This is a genomic window from Sebaldella termitidis ATCC 33386, from assembly GCF_000024405.1.
Classification (GTDB): domain Bacteria; phylum Fusobacteriota; class Fusobacteriia; order Fusobacteriales; family Leptotrichiaceae; genus Sebaldella; species Sebaldella termitidis.
In genome coordinates this window covers 777,483-797,764 of the sequence record NC_013517.1, presented here as the reverse complement: position 1 = coordinate 797,764, position 20,282 = coordinate 777,483, and the positions used below count along the sequence as shown (strand labels likewise).

Sequence of the window (20,282 nt, the reverse complement as noted above, 5' to 3'; positions counted from 1 at the left end):
TAGCTTTTTTTATAATATATTTATCCTTTTATTTTTCTTCTTTTTCGTTTTTTAAATATTTTTACCATTATAAAAAATATAATTATCCCGCCTGTAAAAATTCCAGCTGACTGTACCGGACTCAGATGATATGATTTTTTAGGAATATTGATTATTCCTTCCTGATTAACCGGAGTATAGCCGTTATTCCGTAAAATCTGCGAAGCACTTGTTGCTCCTAAATATCTTTTATTTTTTGATAAATTCGTTACTCTTCTTACTACTCCGAAAATTGTCCCTCTTGCATCTATTATCTCTACTCTACCCTTTCCAAGATTCCTTATTACTATTCCCACATGACCAGTAGTAGTGGAAACAACAGGTGAAAAATGAACTATATCCCCCGGTTTCAGCAATCCGTAATCATCTTTTTCTATTTTCTGACCGCTGTTATTGTATAAACCTCTGGCAGTTGTCCCGTAATCAGATTTTTTGCCGGATACAGATATCATTCCAGTCTCACGCAGTCCTCTGCTTATGAAGCTCGAACAGTCATAAGTATTTTCACCCCATCGGTTTTCCATACTGTAAGCAGCCCCCACCTTGGAAGAAGCCCAGTCTATAAGCTCCTGTCTGAATTTTGTTTCATCGTAGGTCTTTTTAGAGAAGCCGAATATACTAACTGCTAAAAATAAAAATATACAAACTTTTTTCAATTTATCCTCCTTAATAATTTATCTAAACTTCGCTTATTTTATTTCAAATATAATATTTTTTATTATAATAGAAAAATATATCTAAGTCCAGCACTCTGTTCCGGAAAAACTTTCCCGCCAAAATAAAATAACAATAAAAAATATACCTCCCCGACAAATATCGGGAAGATATATCACTGAATCAACTTTATTCTCTCCTAAAAATATACCTTAAAACCTAAACTCATTTTATCATCACCTGAGTCATTAAGTACTTCTTTTTTATACTGTCCGTAAAATACCAGTTCTCTGTTATAATTATATTCAAGTCCTATTCCCAGATCAAGATTTCCTCTCTCAGAATCTCTCGAATCCAGAGACAGTGTATCATCAAATGCTCCTATGCCTATATTTCTTATTTTATAAGGATTTGCCGTTTCATATGAATAAAGAGCCGAAGGTACTAATTTCAATTTCGTATTTTTATTTTCATATAATCCCAGCTCAGCCCTTACTCCGGCTTTCGGTCTTACCGAAGTTCCCGATGCAGAATCTACTTTCAGATTATAGCCGTCAGCACCGCTTTCAGTGTATGAATTCTGATGAAGGTAGCTTACATTCAGACCGGCTGATGGTATTACACTTATACTTTTATTCAGATTATAAGTATATTCCAGATTTGTATCAATCTCTGCAGACCATGAATCGAAGTTACCGTTGAGTTCAGTATAGCTTCTGTCATACGTTAGTTTTCTTTTAGTATCGGTATTCCCGTAATTATATCCCAAGACATTACGCCACTTCAGACTATCTGTAATTTCTGCTTCCAAAGCTCCTTTTAATGAAAATGTGTCTGTTTTCTGATTTGAATTCCCGTCATCTTTATAATCAATATCAGAATTTAGATAGCCTGCAAACCCTCCAGCCGATATTCTGCCGTTGATTTTTTTCATCATTCCGAATATCACACCGGCTTCTCTGTTTTTATAACCAAGAAATTCACCGTCATTATCAGCATCTTCTTTTCCGCCGAGTATATTAACATACACTCCTTTATCTGCTGATCTGTCCCTGTTTTCAAGAAGATCATTTACACCGGCTTCCAATACCCGGTTTCTTCTGAATTCCTGATACATCAGATTACTTACTATACTTCTTCCTGTCAGTTCATTTTCCGCTGTTAATGCCTTAGCTTCGGAAGTTATACTCATTTTCAGCGAATTATATATTTTACTTTTTTCTTCTGTATTCCCTGATTCATTATAATTTGATTCCAGTATTTTCCCGAATTCACTGTTAAACACTTCGGAAAAATTCTTTCTTTCCATTACTATATCATATTTTCCGCCGGAATTTTTTTCCAGCTTCCCTGTAAACAAAAATGAATCTGATATTAATGTTCCGTCACCTGTCAGTTTCCCCGTATTCAGATTTTCCAGTATAAATTTATTACTGAATGAATCAGCAGTCCCTGCGGCGTTTATATGTAAATCCCCTTCTAAATTTATGCTTTCTGCATTTATAACCCCTGTTTTAGTATCCAGTACAAATTTTCCCGTTTCTTCTACTGTAAATGTGCCATAGGCAGATATAGTTCCGGCATTTATAAGTGTCGATGTCGAATCTATATTATATGCTTTCCCCGCTGAATTGCTGTTTGCTGCACCTGTACTCTGTTTATCACTGTAATCGGTACTGCTCTGTGTTACTGCTGCATTGCCGTTTAAGATTATCTGAGAATTTTGTGCTATTTGTACCACGCTATTTCCCATGGCCTTTATTCCGGTAACATTATTTCCGTCCACTATTATAGTACCGTTATTCGTGAAGACAGCATTATTATTTATATGCACTCCGACCTTATTATCGCCTGTCAGATGAATAGTTCCTTCGTTTATACCGGTGGCATTATTCAGATGCATACCATAGTCCCCGGTATTTTCTATTCTCCCTTTATTTACCGCATGAGCACCGTTAATGGCATAAAGTCCTGATGTCCCTTTATTTGCTATTACTCCGGATACCCCGTTAACAGCCTGTGAACCGGCTGCTGTTGCCTGCATACCATAAGTTCCGACATTTTCTATTCTTCCGTTATTGATTATCGTTCCTGCATTTGTAGTATACATACCGTTTGTTCCCTGATTTCTTATGATCCCGTTATTTATCCCCAATGAGTCCTTTCCGGCAACAATTCCATAGTTCCCGGTATTTTCTATTATTCCTCCGCTGCCGTTTACTGCCTCGGAATCATTAGTAGCATACATTCCATGAGTTCCGGTATTTTTTATTGTCCCGTCATTTACTCCTTTGGAACCGGCTTCTGTTATAAAGATACCATGAGTCCCCGTATTTTCTATTGTTCCGCTGTTAATACCCAGTCCGCCGTTAATTACATAGAGACCGTTTGCACCATTATTTTTTATAATCCCTTTATTTTCTGCTTTCGAAGCGGAACCTACTGCTATTCCGTAATTTCCCTGGTTCTCTATAATTCCTGTGGTATCATTCAAGGCTTCTGAATTTACCGTTACAAGTATCCCGTTTGTACCGTTGTTCGCTATTGTACCTGTATTTCGCACATAGGAATTATTCATTACACGCATTCCGTAATTACCGGCATTCTTGATTATTCCATTATTTATCCCTTCTCCTGAAGCAGAAATATGAAAGCCGTTTTCTCCTATATTTTCTATTGTACCATTATTTATGACCATAGCTCCTGAGCCGGAAGCCGCCATTCCGGTATTTCCCAAATTTTTCACTATCCCGCCCACAGTATTCAGGGCTTCTGCACCATTTTCTGCATACATGCCGTGAGTTCCGGTATTTTCTATCATACCCTCATTTTCTATAACAGCACCGTTCCATTCTGCAAACATTCCGTAATTACCGTTATTTTTTACTGTTCCTTTATTCAGTGCCTTTGAAGCAACGGCTCCTGTATTTGAAACTGTAACTCCATAGTCGCCGTTATTTTGTATCACACCTGTTGTATTATTCAGAACCTGTGAACCTATATCGGCATATACACCATGCATGCCTGTATTTTCTATGATTCCGGTATTCTCAAAATACGAATCAGATAAAGCTACACCATAATCTCCGGCATTTTTTACTGTCCCGTTATTCACTCCCTCTGATCGGTCAGAAAGAAAAATTCCGTGAGTTCCGCCATTCTCTACAGTTCCGTTATTTATGACCTCACTATTTACACCATATCCCCATATACCATAATCCTGACCATTTTTCACTACTCCGCTGGCTGCATTCACTGCTTTTCCGCCATTCACAGCTATTCCGTAATTACCGCTGTTATCTATGATTCCCTCATTAACAGCATTACTATTTTCTGTTGCTGCAAAAATACCATAATCTCCTGTATTAGAAATTACTCCTGCACTGTTATTATATGCATCTCCGTCTTCCTGATACATACCGTAATCCCCAGTATTAGCTATTATGTTATTATTATAAATCACAGTTCCGTTTTTTCCCCTGATTCCTCCGTGAGTCCCAGTCACAGTTCCATTATTAACAAATACTGCATTTCCCTCAGCCTCCACTGAAAAACGCTCACTTCCTGCTCCTGTAAAAACAGAGTCTAGTATTTTATTATTCACTACTTTCGTATTTAGATCAGTCAGCCATAGGGCTGCCTTATCAGCGGAAAATATATTATCCGAAACAGTGTAATAAAGACTGTCACCTGTATTGTTCTTCCAGGCTTTTATTATTCCGTTTTCTTTGACCACAGCTATCGGATCAGGAACCGGTACAGGAGGCACCGGTTTTTCTCCTTCTTCCTCAGAACCCTCAGTTTCTTTGAAATTAGAAGTATATGTTGATTTTTTGTTATTTTTAAATTTATAGTAAGATCCCCATAATAAAAACTCGTCCGGATTTCCAAAACTATTTTGTGTTCCCATGCTTATAGCAGGAGCTAAAGCAAGAATAAAAGCACCTGCTTTCAAAAAACTCTTTTTCATTTATACATCTCCTCTCAGAATACAGCAAATAAATATACAAATCTCAAAAATCCTGTATATCAGTGTTAAAATCTGTAAGATATGTCATTCTGATAATTTTCTAAAAGAATATTACTGTTACATATGAAAATATATCCTTTTTAAAGTAATCTTGTCTGTTTTTCTAGTCAAAAGATTTTCTGAAATGATAAAAGAAGTTGAATTTTTTATTTAACAATATCTGCTTTTATGCCTCTACTGCTAATTCCAAACATTTGTATTCATATTTCTGTATATATTTTCCAAATCTGCATTTTTATATTATGTACTTTTTCAAATATCACAGGTTAAAATTCTTAATTCTCAAAAATAGATCAACCATTCTAGTGATTTTGTCAATTTGATATCTACAGTTATTTTATTTAATAAGATAATTATAATGTCAAATTTCTATTTCAAAATTATTATCAAGAATTTTTGATTAAGTATTCAATTTATTCAAACTGAAAAAATTTTTCTTTCATTCTTTTACTGTTAAATCTCATCATAGCTCTGCCTACATAGCCTTCTGGTAAAATAAGACAGATCTTTTATATTTAAATTTATAAAATCAATTTATATAAACAGATTAATTATAAAGCTTAAAATTTCAGACAATTAATTAAATTATACTTATTTCACAGAATTTGTCAACAATAAAATTCTTTGTAAGCTGTATCTTCCGAAAAATGTAGTCTTGTCAAGAATATATAATTTATATTTTAAAAAAATATTTTTTATAAAATTGTAATTTTTCAATTTTTATATTTGTTCATAAATAATTTTTTCTAATAAAAAATCCCCTGAAAGCATTGTATCTTTCGGGGATCTTTTATTTTTATTTTATGAGTTCCAATTCTATTCTTCTGTTCTTTGCCCTTCCTTCAGGATTATCCTTTCCGTCAGATTTTGTATTCGGAGCTATAGGATTGCTTTCTCCTAAGCCTCTCACACCGGCTATATAATTCTCATTCAGTCCAAATTCCATAAGCTTTGCTTTTACTGCTTCTGCTCTTCTCAGTGAAAGTTTCTCGTTATACTCGGCACTTCCTTTGGAATCAGTATATCCGGTTATATTTACTCTCATGCTGCTGTTTTTTATCACTTCAGCTGCTGCTCGTAATTCTCCGTAATACTCCGGCTTTACCCTGCTGTCGTCAAAATCAAAATATAACTTATCCTCACCCAGTCGTATTACCTTCTTTTCTTCCTTTACCTCTTTCTTTTCAGCAGGCTCTGTTTTCTCATTTATCAGCTCTACTTCCATTGCATTTATTCTTATCGTATCATTTCTCATCTGCTTTGTGGTAAAAGGTCTGGCCATACCCTGAACAGTAAGAACTGCCAGCAGCAATACCAATGCTAATTTTTTCATCTGTCAGCCTCCTTTTCCAGAGGAACTCTTCTGGTTGTTCCGTTAATTTCCCCTTTAGGTACTGTTTTTCCTTCTACACTATTCAGATATTCCTCATTTTTATCCATTCTCTGTCTGTTATACTCCACTAGTGCTTTATTTGTAGAACAGGATACTGTCAGAAAGAACACAGATAATAATATAATTTTTTTCATATTTTCTCCTTTAAATGCTTCTATTTTATTGTTTTCTTTATATCTCTCATTTTTATTTTATTCAGTTCCTTAAGCTCAGCCTCTTCCCTTTCTACACTTCTTACCACTCTTTTATAAAAATCTACTTTTCCCTGCATATGAGCGAGCTCCTGCTCTGCTTTTTCCACTTTTGTCAAAGGTATTTTTTCCTCTTCCAATATCTGTATTTCTTCTATATCATAGATCTCTTCTTCTGCAGCAAATCCTGCTATTCCCAGTAAGAATCCCAGAAGGCCGTATATAAAAACTTTTCTTTTCATCCTAAATTTCTCCTTTCACTTCTGTTATTCCACTACCTGATTTTCCCACAGATACTGTTCTGTATTTTTTACACGCTCTTTGGTATCATCTATTGTTCTCTTGGTTTCACCGGAAGTACAGGCTGTTATTATTAACAGAGCTATTGCCGATAAAAAAATTTTTTTCATAATTTCTCCTTTATTCTAATCTTAGATCCTTCATTGTCTGTGAATACTTTTCATCCAGTTCGTCCAGTTTTATTTCAGCAGTCTTATAATCCTCTATATTTTTATTTATCTCATTTACTCTCTTTTCTATTCTGTCTATTTCTTCTTTCATCTTCTGACTTTCAGTTTTTTTTACTTTTCTTACTTTCGGAGCTGACAATGAGACCTGTCCTGCGGAAAATATCAGTAATGCTGATAATATTATTACTTTTTTCATGACTTTCCTCTTTTCTCCATTAAAAACGGCATTTTATTAATCTCTTTTTTTGAAAAACAGACACTACATATTTTACTGACATTGTATCTTTTCAGATCTGTTCTGCAGCAAGACTGATGTTTTTCTAAAAATGGATGTTTTTTTCTATCTGTTAAATTATCTGAAAAGCATATAAAACTTACACTCGAACAAGGGTATTTATATATCTAAAAACTTGAAAGTTTATTTTCGGGTTTTTGGGGAATCCGGTAAATAACTGTTTTTAAGTAAAGAAATGACGTTAAATCTGTCTGTATTATCTTAAATTCATATATCAGCGACTTCCGCAAAACAGATCCCAAAAGATACAATACCGCAAAATTACGAATATCTGTTTTTCTTATCTAAAAAAATTATATCTTATTCTTCTGTAATTTCTTCTGCTGATATTCCGAGACCTCTGTTGACTATCGCCAGTTCTCTTTCTTTTTTTTCTATTTCTTTTTCCAGATTATCCTGAACCGATTCATATTTTTTCAGTATTTCTTTGTACTCATCTCTGTACCATCTTACTTCTGAGTCCATTTTAAGCTTTTCAGTAATCTCTACTCTGCTGTTATAATTTTTCAGCAATTCAGCAAGCTCTGACTCAAGCTTGTCTTTTCTCCTGCTGAGCCTGTCTTTTCTCTGTTCTTCCGCTTTTTCTATTTTTTCTGCTTCCTTTGTTATTGTTGATGTTCTTGTATAGGCATAACTCCCTGCACTTAAACATATCATAAAACATATTAGTAATTTTCTCATTTTTCCTCCTGCCGGCTTCTTTCCGAAAAGTATAAATTCCGGATAAAACCCTTTTTCCGAAACTGCACTGCAGGATTTTTTCCTGCAGTCTGCAGTTCCTTTATATAACTAATGAAAATATTTCTTATTTTACAGCCGGTCTGATAATCCTGACCATGTTTCCCGAATATTTGAAATATAATAATTTTGATAAATTTCAGCAGATATCATTATGATGTCATTATGCTGAATATTATACTAGAATTTCCATGAGAAATCTATCTGATACTTTGTACCGTCTACACTTCCCTCTTCTCTTTCCACTCTCACACCTGTCTTAAATCCGTGGGCAGTTTCAAATCCCAGTCCCAGATTAGCTTTTACTATATTATCGATTTTTTCGGGTTTTTCAAGTCTGTAATAACCTGCAGGAGTATCTGCTATCTTCACACGGTTTCCGTCATCATATATATCCTGTGTTTCATACTCATATGCTGCTCCGGCAGTCACCATGAATTTATTTCCTTTGACTGTAGTGTAGGCAATTTCCCCTTCAATTCCTACTCCCGGTCTTATTGAGAAATAATCTTCCGATTTTACATCCAGATATATTCCGTCTCCGTCTTCCTTAAAGCCTTCGTATACTCCGTAGCCCATATTCAGACTTCCGTAAACATCCATTTTAAATGTTTTTGATATTATAGGCAGTTCATAGTTAAGTCTGTTTTTTATCTGCGCTGTTCCTGAAAAATAATCTCCGTTATTTTTATATGTACCTGTATTCAGATGCATCTTTCTTTCCATGTCATGATAATTTACTCCCAGCTCCCCTCTTGTCATGAATTTAAATCTGCTGCCCTGTGTAAGGTATTGTTCATAGCCTATTCCGGCTTTCAGACTTGTTACATCCTCTTTTGAGTCCTGGTCAAAATCAAATTTAGTCTGCATTATTCCGAGTGAATAATTAAGATTTGTTCCGTATTTCAATGTTTCTTTTTCTTTCAGATACATAATCCCTAGTGACTGATAATCATATTCTTCTACCCCCGGATTTTTATCCGAAATATTTCCCCCTGAATATATTGCAGATACTTTAGTCACGTCCTTAGTTGTATTCTCTTCACTCTTCAGCTGTCTGTATGCCATATCGAATGCACCGTCCACATCCATCATTCTCTGCTGGATATTCGCATATACATTACCTCTCAGCTGCATATCAAATGTTTCTGCCAGTTCGTCTTTATTCATTATAGTATCAATGCCGTCAAACATCTGAAGCTCTTTTGCTGCCTGTCTTTCATAAATATAATCAAGACCTCTTCCGAATTCCATTGCTTCAGTATTTGCCAAAAGCTCTACATATGGTATTTTTGTCAGTCTTAATACATGACGTGTATTTTCTTCATCATACCATTTATCTGCAAGCCATGTTACTGATTGCGATACTATTGACAGGTCTCCTGCCGTAGTTCCAAAGTCCATTATCTGAACATTATGAACAAGTTTTGAATTGCCTTGTGTTGCTCCCGGGCTTAATATAATATTTCCTGTTCCCGTAACTCCGTCTAGAATCTTCCATGCGCCCATACCGTTGTCTGTATCTACGGTATTCAAAATAACATTTGTTCCTGCCGGTATATTCAGCGGACCGTTAATTACTATATTTCCTATATTTGTTATAGGTACCCCGTGTATCTGTACATTAGGCCCTTCAAATACTATATTTCCTATATTGGTAAAGTCTGTTGCTCCGGTTTTCTTAACCTGATCCTCTGTTGCGCTTATTCCGTTTATTATCAGAGTTCCTGTAAGAGTATTTACAAATTGTGAACCTGTCCCCAGATACACTCCCTGTCCTGTAGTATCCATTACCATTGTACCGCTGTTTTCAAAATATGAACTGTCTTCCAGATAAACTCCCATAGAAGTACCGCTTATATTCATAGTTCCGGAATTATATACACTTGATCTCTTGGAAGCAGCTATACCGTATGCTCCGTTTCCGCTTACATTTATTATACCGCTGTTATATGCCTGTGCCTCTTCATTTACCTGTATACCATAAGCATTTTTACCAGTTACATTTATAGTTCCTTCATTATAAGCTTTCCCTGTATTGGCATCTTTCTTACCGGCAAACATTCCTACTCCGTATTCCTTATCTACATTAATAGTTCCTCTGTTGATTACAGTACCTGTTTCAGTCGCCATTCCTACTGCGAATTCTCTCGGATCACTCATAATGTCTGATTTCCCTACATTTATTACACCGGTATTGCTGTTTACAGCTGTTCCCGCTGTAGCATATATTCCTATACTTCTGTCTGTAAGGTTAAGAAGCGAGTTATTTATTATGTTTCCTCCGGCACCGTATGTAAACATATATATTGAACTTTCACCGGCAGTTATTGTACCATCATTTATTATGGTTCCGTTCTCTCCGAAAATTCCCACAGATGACCATCCAGTGTTAATATTGCTTACATTTCTTACATCACTTGTTCCTGTAGCATATATTCCCACTGCTGTTTCTTCTGCCAATCCTGTTTTTATTGTATCTCCTGTTATTATTGTTCCTGTATTTTCTATTATACTGTTTTTTCCGTATATACCCACACCTGCAAGAGACATTGCTACAGTTCCGGCATTTTTTACTCCGGAATTTTCTCCGTACATTCCTATTGCATTTGTGGCTGTACTTGTTATGTTTGCATAGTTATCCACACCTGAAATTCCGTCTGTGACATTTTTTCCGTACATTCCTATTGCTGCTTTTCCTATAGTTATATCAGCATAATTCAGTACATTATTTGCTGCCTCTCCGTACATTCCCACAGCTGTACTTGTACTTGCAGACTCTCCTATTAGTATCTGGTTATTATTCTGAATATTATCAGTGCTGCTTCCGTACATTCCTATATTTCCAGTTCCTGCTCTGAAATCTATTACCCCTCTGTTATCTGCTATTCCTCCGGCACCTTTGTTTATCATACCTATAGCTTCATTTACACCTGCTGCGGATAATATGAAAATTCCGCTGTTAAGAGTAATCAGTCCGCCTTCTCCGGAAATTCCGCCTGCTCCCTGGTCATTTAAGAATATATTATAATATACATTATAGTTTGAGTTATCTTTTACATACACTCCCGTAGAAGCATTTCCTACATTTACACTGTTTATATTATTTACACTCCCAGAAGAACCTATGATAATTCCTACACTGTTGTTATTTCCTACATTTACTGTTTTTCCGCCTGTAAGATTAACAATTCCCCCGTCCGCTGCAAATCCTTTCTTTTCATTATCTCCTACAAATACATCTCCGGAATTATTATAATTAATAGTTCCGCCGGCACCTGCCATTGCTATAGTCGACTTATCTGCCATTATGTTTGTTCCGCTGGTATCTATTACAGCTCCGTTTCCTGCAAAGTGTGCTATACCTGCCTCTCCTGTTTCTACTGTACCTGTATTCGTTACTGCTGCTCCGTTATCGGCAAATATTCCCACTGCTGTTCCAGTTCCAGTGCTTGCTCCTACCTTTATATAAGCATTTGTAGTAAAATTGCTGCTGTCAGTATAAATTCCCGTTGAATTATCACTCAGAATTATATTTCCGTCTACTGTTCCCGATACGATTGTATCCTTCATGTATATACCTTTATTTTCTCCGCCTGTTCCCTGTATATCTACAGTTCCTGCAAAATCAAGCTTTAAGTCTCCTGTGGAAACTCCTTTCTTATCAAAGGCAATACCTGTAGCTCCTTCTCCTATTTTTATCAGAGATGATCCTGTATCTATTTTCACCACAGAATCCGGAGCATTATTATCAAGAAGGGCATATACCCCTACACCATTTTTCCCGACTTCTATAGTACTTCCGTTTTTCAGCGTAGCTGTAGAATCTTTTGTGAATATTCCCACGGAATTCTCACCTTTTAGTTCTATTACTCCCTCATTTGATATTTTTACACCATCTGAACCTGAAAGAGCTAATGCCTGATCTATCGTTGACCACAGCTTACCAGCTGAAAGATTGGCCACTGTAGCTCCGTTTATACCCTGAAGTCCTGTAGTACCTACCTCTACATTTACTCCGTTTGTAAGAGTACCAGTTGTTCCTTCTACTATTATGTTAGTCAGACCGTTTATTACAAGGCTTCCTGAAGTATTAAACGTTCCTTCCTTAATATATGCAAGTATACCGCTGTTATTGGTATTGATAGTTCCGGCCGTCAGGTTTGAAACAGCATTATTTTCTATATAGAACCCTATATTGTTTACTCCTGTGGCTCCTCCTATATTTATAGTTCCTGTAAAGTCAAGATTGCTGTACTCGCTTAAGTATATTCCTATTCCGTATTTACCATTAGGATTTACTGCCAGAAGATCCATTGTTCCTGTATATTTCACTGCTGCTCCGGTCATTCCTGTTTTGGCAAGATAAATTCCTACACCTTCCTCGCCTGTTACTTTTATATTTGCGTTAAGATCTTTTGCCAGATTATTTACCGAACTGTCTACATATATTCCTATTGTTCTGTGATCATCTATGCCGTCATTAAACGTAGTTCCGCCCACAATCATAGTTCCCGCATAATCTATATAACTCTTCAGATACATTCCTATTCCGCCGTCTACATTAAATGAATAACTGTCTGTACCTGTTATATTTGCATTAGTATCTATATATGCTCCTATTCTTTCTTTATAATCAACAAGACTTGAAGCCTCTTCTTCTATAGATCCGAGCTTAGTTATTGTCACTATATCAAGCGGACCTGCTCCCTTGGCATAAAGTCCCACAGCAGTTTCACCGTTTAAGAAAATCGTACCGTTATTTATGATACTTCCTCTTCCCGAACCGTAAATTCCAATTCCGCTCTTGCCTACTACCTGATCTGCATTATTTGTAAGATTAGTATTGTTGCTCAAAATATTTACAAAATTTTCTTTCAGTCCGGTATTTATATTTTTTACAGTAATATTATTGACTCTGTTTCCTGTCCCCGTACTTTCTTCATAATATACACCTACTCCTTTATTTGCAGTAGAGGTATAATCCATATTCAGTACTTTTACTCCGGAACCAGCATCAATTACTGTAGCTGTATCTGCGTATATCCCTATACCTTCATTACCCAGCACAAATTTTGAATTTGCATCATAATTTTTTATATCCAGATTTCCGTTAACAGAGTAAACTGCTATTCCGCCGCTTCCTACTGTTATATCTCCTTTCAGAAGCTCTGCAGATGACTTGTTCAGGGCACTGGGCACCATACTTGTGAGCAATAATCCGAAAGTATTGTTTCCTGTCAATGAAATATCTGAATTTTTCAGGGTAACCTTTGTTCCGTCCAATGCAAGCACTCCTGTAAGAGCGTTTGCAGTCCCTGTTATCTTCGATGAATTTCCAGTTACTGTATCAGTATCCAGCACTACAGTAGAATCTGCACCGGGTGCTGTTGTTCTTTTTCCTATTATTCCTGTTCCGCTTAAAATATCAATATTTCCCTGATGTTCTATTTTACTGTCTTCGGAATAAATTCCCACATATTCGGAAACTATATCTCCTTTATTTAATACTTCCCCGTCTTTAGATGACACAGCTATACTTCCTGCTATTATTGTCCCCGGCGTAGGTTCTGTAGAAGCAAGATTAGATTTTATAATTCCTGTATATGCTGCTGTCTTATCATTTATGAATTTTCCATTTTCTACATACACTCCTACTGCATCTATTCCTGATGTCAGTCCGACTCCAGATTCTACAGCTCCCTTGTTAATTCCGAGCGGAACCTTTGTTACCGCTGTGTCCCCTTTGATCAGAATTCCTATAGAACCATCTGCTTTAGCGTATATTTCACCTTTTTTCAGAGGATCGTATTCATTTGTAAATATACTGTCCTGTGCTGCAAATGCTGTGGAATTAGTAAGGTAAACACCATATGAACTGTTTCCGTTAGCTGTAATAGTCCCTGTACTTGACAATACTGAATCTATTACATATGCCCCAAGGCTTTCATTACTTCCCAGAGTTATATTCCCTGTATTTTTTATAGAATCTGTATCATTTACTCCTGTTATAAACAATCCTATTACTGATTTCCCAGCTCCGCTTCCTGTATCCGTTATATTCAGTCCGTGTTCAATCGTACCCAGCATTCCCGGTATTGTCGGCTTAGAATAATAAACTCCTATCGGTCTAATGGCATTTCCGGAAGAATCATTTCCTGTTACACTGTTCAATGTTATATCCCCGCTCTTAGCTACAGAACCGTCTTTCAGAAATATTCCTATTGATTTTACTGCCTGTGCTCCTGCCATACTTGATTTCAGATTATATGCACCTTTATATCCTGTTAGCTCATTCGCACCGTCTGAATAAATTCCTATTCCGTCTTCATCTACATTAAATGTATTTCCGGCAGCTGTAGAAGTACTTATTGTTATCCCGCTTCCCTTAGCATACACTCCTATAGGTGTGTTTACAGGACTTGCACCTTTATTCACAGGTTTTACATTTATTATTCCGCCTGCATCAAGATAGATTACCCCGCTTGAATCTGTTCTTCCCGAAATATCATTTATAGTGGCAAAGATACCAAGGTTATTCTCACCCAGCACATCTATAGTTCCTGTATTGGTAACTCTGAATTTATCTCCGCCTGAAAGAGCCGGAACACCTGTTGCCGCATCGGTAAAGTAAATACCGATATTCTGATTTCCTGATCCTGTATCTTTATTATTTATAGTTCCAGCATTGGTAAATTCCGAACGTACACCGTAAACTCCGATATTATTGGCTCCTACGTTTATTACCGCCCCTGTATTATTCAGATTATTTTGTGTACTGTTTATTTCTTCTCCGCCGTTTAGATACATTCCTATTTTCAGATCCTCATAAGGATTGGCAGAAGCTGTTTTTGTAGTATTTGCCAGAGTAATTACGGCATTATTTATTCCTCTTGCTCCCGGTGCTTTTACACTCGGACTTCCCGGATCATAAGGATCTTCCGGAATACCGTTTATAATATTTCTTGTATATCCTCCCACATACATACCTATTGATTTTTTACCGTTTACTGCAAGTACTTGTGAGGCAGCCGTTCCAAAGTTCAGCGTTCCGCTCCATCTTACATATGCTCCTATTGTTTCGTCGCCGTTTACTTTTATTTTATCAGAAGCAGTGGTAACATTAGAATTCTTCGTATATATTCCCACAGATTTATTTTGAAGAGCTATTTCGCCGGTATTGTTTATATTCAGATATTCTCCGTATATACCCTTATCCCCTTCACCTACAAGTATATTTCCGTTATTTATCACTGCAGGCATATGCTGAACTGCACCGACCTTTTTCCCGGTACCGTAAATTCCCGTTACGGAACTTCCGTCGTCTACACCCAGACCGTCTATTCCTGCTTTTATATTTATATTATTAGTTAATGTCTCGCCATTTAACCCTGTAAAATATATTCCTGTTCCTTTTTCTGTAGCAGGACTTGAAAGTTTTACCTCCAGAGTTTTTCCTGCTCCTCCGTATGGATTAACAGTAGTAGTCCCTTCGAACAGAAGTCCTACACCGTTGTCACCCACTGTAATCGAAGTATTTCCTACGGCAAGATCGGAATTTTTTCCGTAAACTCCTTTTCCGTCTTTTCCTACTATTATATTATTGCTGTCTTTCAGAGTTATTGTTCCGGTATTTACATATATTCCTGTTGTTTCATCACCGGTAACCTCTATTTTCCCCTCGTTTACTACTAACACCTTGGCTTTATTAGGTGATGCTACATTATTATCTGCATAAATCCCCATACTCTTGTTACCTGTTACTTCAAGGTCACCTGAGTTTGTGATATTTACTGCGGTTAATGCTCCGTTCACCTTAAATCCGAAGTTATCATCAGCCTCAGCTCCGATTTTTTTCTTTTCACTGAGTCCTATTATACCAATATTTTCCTGTGTCGAAGCTGTTCCTACAGATATCAGACCACCGGCCTTGTTCTCCACTCTGCTTCCGTTTACTCCATATACTCCTACACCGTTTTCAGTAAGGATCTGTCCGCCGCTGTTTACTACTGTATGTCCGTAGTTTACGAAAGTTCCCAGTCCGTTTGCACCATTTATATCTATAGTTCCGTCTATGGTATATCCTGTTTCATTATTGCTTGCAGCCTTACTGTTTGATGTAATAAGCACACCTTTTCCGGCATTGGAGCTGATAGTTTTTCCTGCATTAAGAGTGAATGCCACTCTTTCCATAGTTATATCATTAAACTGATCTCCCGAAACAGATCCTGCCGAAACACTATCTCTGTTTACATCAGAATTTATAATGAATTTACCGCCGTCAAGAGATGATTTTACCCAATAACCTCCGCTGTTTGTAATTGTTGCCCCTCCGACTCTTGTCTGCAATGAAGCCATAAGGGATGTATTATCTCCGTTCCATGTTGTTATAGTTTCTGCAGGAGTGAATTCAAATACTCCCAGATTAACACCGTGTCCTGTTATATTTATCTTAACATTTGACATTCCGCCGTATCTTGCAGTAGTACTGACTACTGATGAATAATCCGATGGTTTTCCGTAAAATACCACACCTTTTGAGTAGTTTATCGTTGTTGTTCCAGTAAAGTTAATATTGGAAAGCGGTGAAAGCGTCGGGTTAGTACCTATCTCCCCTGCAAAAAATGCCAGTGAGTCATCATGATTATGATTTACTGTTCCCCCTGCGAAATTTATCTTCCCTCCGTTTTTAGCAACTAATGCCCCGTCAGGGCTTGAAGTAATTAAACTTCCTGCTCCGGAAATTGTTATCTTTGATGCTGCTCCGTCTGCATAAGCACCAAGTCCGTTTATAGTTATTTTTCCCGATACAGTTACGTTACTTCCGTCACCCGTACTTGTTACTGTCTCAGAGTTAGCAGGTTTATTTGCACTAAGCGAAATTACACCTTTGTTATTATTTCCGTTTGTTGCTGTTATATCTCCGTTTACTGTTACATTTGTCTGCGGCTTTCCTCCTGTGCCGGCACCGCTTGCCTGAAGCGAAGAGACAGCCCAGAATTTTCTTCCGTCTGCATAAGACCCTATAGATTCAGGCCCGTAAAGTGTTATTGACTGTGTTACTATTTTGGCTCCATCCTTTGCATACAGAGGTATTGCATTTTTACTTCCCATAAAAACAGGTTTCAACAGATGAATTTCCGATCCGTAATTTGCTACATATTTTTGACCCGGAGTACCGTCTGTAACTACCAGTCCGGGTCCTACTCCGCCGGTATTCGGACTTATTACAGCCGGTCTTGGATTGAACCATACACCTTCGGCATAAGCTATTATAGTTCCTGTTGCCCTGTCTGCATCAGATGCCCCAGCTGCTACACCATCAGTAATATTTCCGGCAGGCTGTATTTTTACCACACTTCCGTTTCTTGCTACTACCGCTATATTATCTTTTGAATATTTTCCAAACAATACTGAATAATCTGTTACTGTCAGATCTTTTATAGCATGTTGCGGTGTATTCAGGTCAGTATAGCCCAGCTGAGTTCCCGGTGCTATTCCTGTTGCCTGCGTATTTGTGGAAGCGTGTGTAATAAGATTTACAGTAGCAGGAAAATATCCATTTAACACAGTTAATTCTTTTCTCTGTCCTGATGTTACATATAAAGCTACGTTTCCTGTTGTTGTGCTTTTATCCCCGTCTTTATCTCCTTCATTACTCTGGGTCAAAGCTCCGCCTTTTCCAAGAGTTTCCCCTATTCTGAAATCCAATGGAAGAATTCCCTGATATATTCCATTATAATCAGGTCTTTGCTCATTTGAAGCATGCTGTGCAAAATACACTCCTACATTGCTGTCTCCGCGCATATTTACAGTTCCAAGATCTATCAACGGAGTCTCACTTGCCCCTACTCCGGAATATCCGTACGCTGCCCTGTCAGGTGTATATTTATGAATCCATGCACCTACATTTCCCGCACCGTTGAAGTTAAAAGTTCCTTTGACACCTAAACCATCTCTGTTATAATATCTGATTCTTCCCATCAGTGGTGTATAAACCACAAGACCACCTGGATTTGTTACGGCATTGTATCCATTCCATCTTCTTGAGGCTGCCTTTTGAATAAAAAATATTGTATTTACTCTTGTATCTATATCTAGATCTGTCTTCCCAAAGATTCCTTTGGCTCCGATTCCGTTATCTTTTTCAGGCAGTCCCCAGTTTGGGTATGACGAATTTATCTCAGGTGTTGACCAATAACCTATATCTGAAACAGAGACATTTGTAAATAAAGTATTTTCATTTCCTACTATATTTATTGTTACATTGTTAAATTCAAGTGAAGTAAGATAATGATTACCATAATGCACTATGTTCTGATTAATTGTAGTTTTTCCCCGCAATGTTATGCTGGAATTATTGAATTGCACATCACCGTCATTTCTCATCAGCAGAACACCTTGTTCCCCAGTTTTTGCTGCTTCACCGGCAGGTGCTGGTGTTCCCGGCACTCCATCAGGCCCTCCTAATATAAAATCAATTCTGTCTATAGTAGTCGGAACACTGCCGCCTCTTTTATGAATTGTCATAAGCCATCGGTTCTTCTGATTAATGCTGTTTGTTAATATTGCTCCTGCTCCGTATCCTGTTCTATTTGCACTGTTAGCTATATCCTGTCCGTTACCGGGGGCAGCACTCCAGTATTTCGGATCATATTCTGCTACTGCCTCCCCAATTCTTACATTGCTATATCCGCTTGTACCCGTTACTTTATCGTCTGTTCTGTACGCATATACAGTCCCTCTTCCGCCGTTGCCGCCAGAAAGGCTCAATTCAGAAAACAAAGGAAAAGCTGGATCAGTAAGTCTTCTTACTTGACCGATTCTAAGATTTTCCGTAGTTCCCTTTGAAGGTTCGGCTGTAGTATATGCCACTAAAACTCCGCTTTGGAAAGTATTTACCCCTCTTATGCTTTCCCCGTGTCCTGTAATCCAGCTTCCTCCCGGTGCTATGTAGTTACTGAAATTCGGTGCTTCTACCGTCTTAGGTGACGGTATCACTATTACCGGAGGTTCTATTTTTGGCGGAGTCTGTGGGTCTACAGATATCACCGGAGGATTTACGTCTATTTTCGGCGGTACTATGACATCCATCTTTACTTCGCCCGGTGCCGCTACATTTATGTTTATATTCGGGTCTACACCGCTTACTGTTACACTTTTAGGCGATGTTACATTGGCAATCGAACCCAGAAGCGGAGGATTTACTCCCACAAATCCTATATTTACCTGATTTATATTTATACTTCCTATTAAAGAAGGTTCATTTACATTTATGCTTATAGGATTATAAGAAGGGGCATTTATTCCGCCCAACGAAGGAAGATTCACATTTGGCACTGGTATATCCGGCTGCTGCTTTGGAGTTACTGTAGCCATTATGGAAAACATATATGTATTATCATAAATAGCTGTATTCCCGTCCCATGCATTCTGAGAAAAATTTGCCCAGCTGTACCCGTGTTTATTAGTATGTGTCTCTGTTATCCATCCTGTTGTTCCTCTTTGCCCTGTATAAGCTCCCTGCTGACCGCTCATTATGTTTCTCATTCTGTCCTGTTCCGTGTCCATTCTTGACCCGTATTTCCATACCTTGTCTTTTTTATCTGTATCTTTAAATCCGCCGAATGTAGAAAAAATATAGCTCTCCCAAGGTGATTTTATTACCTGATCTCCCTCTTTTTCGAGCCTTTCCAATTCCAGCCTGCTGTCCTTCAGTTTCTTTTTATTTTCCAGCCGCAGCTGCTTTATTCTTTTGTTCAGATTTTCGCTTACCTTTACGAAATTCACATCCTCGGCTAATTCAGCCTGTTCGGCACTCAAAAATCCCCCGGTCAACAAAAATGTCAAAGCCAGTGCTTTTGAGTATCTTATCCTCTTGTTATGTTTCAGGCATGATTTTAACCTTTTCTCTACCTGTCCTAACACATTCTTCATATGTCACCTTCCTTACTGTGTTCTTAAATAATAATTCTAAAGTTATGCAAATACCAGATAACCTCTTCCCCGGTTACCTCCCGCTTTTATTATTTATCAATTAAAAAATTAATTGCAATATTAGTTTTTTAAATGACTGGATTTAGAAGTGCTATTTTCAAATGAATAATTGAATGGATTGAATTTTCGTTCTAATTTTGAAAAGAAGAAAAATATAAGGTACAAAGTCTGTTCTTAAAGCTTCTCGGAACAGCTGTCTATAATAATATCGGAGCTTTTATTCTGTAATTTTGTGATCAAAAACTGACTTTTAGAAAAGTTTGTAGAATGTTTTTTTAAATTAACAGATGTATATATAATGTTTTTTCTTTATTATTCTGTTTTACTGTATCTCAAATACTCTTTTATACCAAGTTATACCAAAAATTTTTCCTGAAAATATTCTTCTATCACCCGATTTAATTTTACCGTGAATTTAAATAAATGTCAAGAGAATATAGAAATTATCCACCCAGATAATTCCCGGCTTGTTTTT

General features: G+C 37.1%; 9 protein-coding genes. All 9 read right to left on the bottom strand.

Features of this window, described 5'->3' with window-relative positions; genetic code table 11:
* Nucleotides 1-20 precede the first annotated feature (20 nt).
* On the bottom strand, nucleotides 21-695 hold the full coding sequence (locus STERM_RS03580) for a C40 family peptidase (RefSeq protein ID WP_012860197.1): 675 nt from the start codon (nucleotides 693-695) through the stop codon (nucleotides 21-23).
* A 197-nt stretch (nucleotides 696-892) separates the two neighbouring features.
* Nucleotides 893-4,663, bottom strand: coding sequence for an autotransporter domain-containing protein (locus STERM_RS03575; RefSeq protein WP_012860196.1), 3,771 nt, complete (start codon nucleotides 4,661-4,663; stop codon nucleotides 893-895).
* Between the two features lie 856 nt (nucleotides 4,664-5,519).
* Entirely contained in the window at nucleotides 5,520-6,056 is a 537-nt protein-coding gene (locus STERM_RS03570) for an OmpA family protein (protein ID WP_012860195.1), read from the bottom strand.
* Nucleotides 6,053-6,250 (bottom strand): hypothetical protein, encoded by a 198-nt coding sequence (locus STERM_RS03565; RefSeq protein WP_012860194.1) that lies wholly within the window; start codon nucleotides 6,248-6,250, stop codon nucleotides 6,053-6,055. The genes STERM_RS03570 and STERM_RS03565 overlap by 4 nt, the downstream gene beginning before the upstream one ends.
* Before the next feature lie 20 nt (nucleotides 6,251-6,270).
* The gene (locus STERM_RS03560) at nucleotides 6,271-6,549 is read right to left on the bottom strand and encodes a hypothetical protein (RefSeq protein WP_012860193.1); all 279 of its coding nucleotides are present in this window, start codon (nucleotides 6,547-6,549) and stop codon (nucleotides 6,271-6,273) included.
* Between the two features lie 24 nt (nucleotides 6,550-6,573).
* Complete coding sequence (locus tag STERM_RS22025; protein WP_012860192.1) at nucleotides 6,574-6,717, bottom strand: hypothetical protein; 144 nt, start codon at nucleotides 6,715-6,717, stop codon at nucleotides 6,574-6,576.
* Nucleotides 6,718-6,727: 10 nt separating this feature from the next.
* On the bottom strand, nucleotides 6,728-6,973 hold the full coding sequence (locus STERM_RS03555) for a hypothetical protein (RefSeq protein ID WP_012860191.1): 246 nt from the start codon (nucleotides 6,971-6,973) through the stop codon (nucleotides 6,728-6,730).
* Nucleotides 6,974-7,372: 399 nt separating this feature from the next.
* On the bottom strand, nucleotides 7,373-7,753 hold the full coding sequence (locus STERM_RS03550; RefSeq protein WP_012860190.1) for an adhesion protein FadA: 381 nt from the start codon (nucleotides 7,751-7,753) through the stop codon (nucleotides 7,373-7,375).
* A gap of 237 nt (nucleotides 7,754-7,990) precedes the next feature.
* On the bottom strand, nucleotides 7,991-19,747 hold the full coding sequence (locus STERM_RS03545; RefSeq protein WP_012860189.1) for an autotransporter-associated N-terminal domain-containing protein: 11,757 nt from the start codon (nucleotides 19,745-19,747) through the stop codon (nucleotides 7,991-7,993).
* Nucleotides 19,748-20,282 lie beyond the last annotated feature (535 nt).

Coding starts and splice junctions, on each gene's coding strand:
- STERM_RS22025 (WP_012860192.1), bottom strand. CDS start 6,717: ATGAAAAAAATTTTTTTATCGGCAATAGCTCTGTTAATAATAACAGCC.
- STERM_RS03570 (WP_012860195.1), bottom strand. CDS start 6,056: ATGAAAAAATTAGCATTGGTATTGCTGCTGGCAGTTCTTACTGTTCAG.
- STERM_RS03560 (WP_012860193.1), bottom strand. CDS start 6,549: ATGAAAAGAAAAGTTTTTATATACGGCCTTCTGGGATTCTTACTGGGA.
- STERM_RS03555 (WP_012860191.1), bottom strand. CDS start 6,973: ATGAAAAAAGTAATAATATTATCAGCATTACTGATATTTTCCGCAGGA.
- STERM_RS03575 (WP_012860196.1), bottom strand. CDS start 4,663: ATGAAAAAGAGTTTTTTGAAAGCAGGTGCTTTTATTCTTGCTTTAGCT.
- STERM_RS03565 (WP_012860194.1), bottom strand. CDS start 6,250: ATGAAAAAAATTATATTATTATCTGTGTTCTTTCTGACAGTATCCTGT.
- STERM_RS03550 (WP_012860190.1), bottom strand. CDS start 7,753: ATGAGAAAATTACTAATATGTTTTATGATATGTTTAAGTGCAGGGAGT.
- STERM_RS03545 (WP_012860189.1), bottom strand. CDS start 19,747: ATGAAGAATGTGTTAGGACAGGTAGAGAAAAGGTTAAAATCATGCCTG.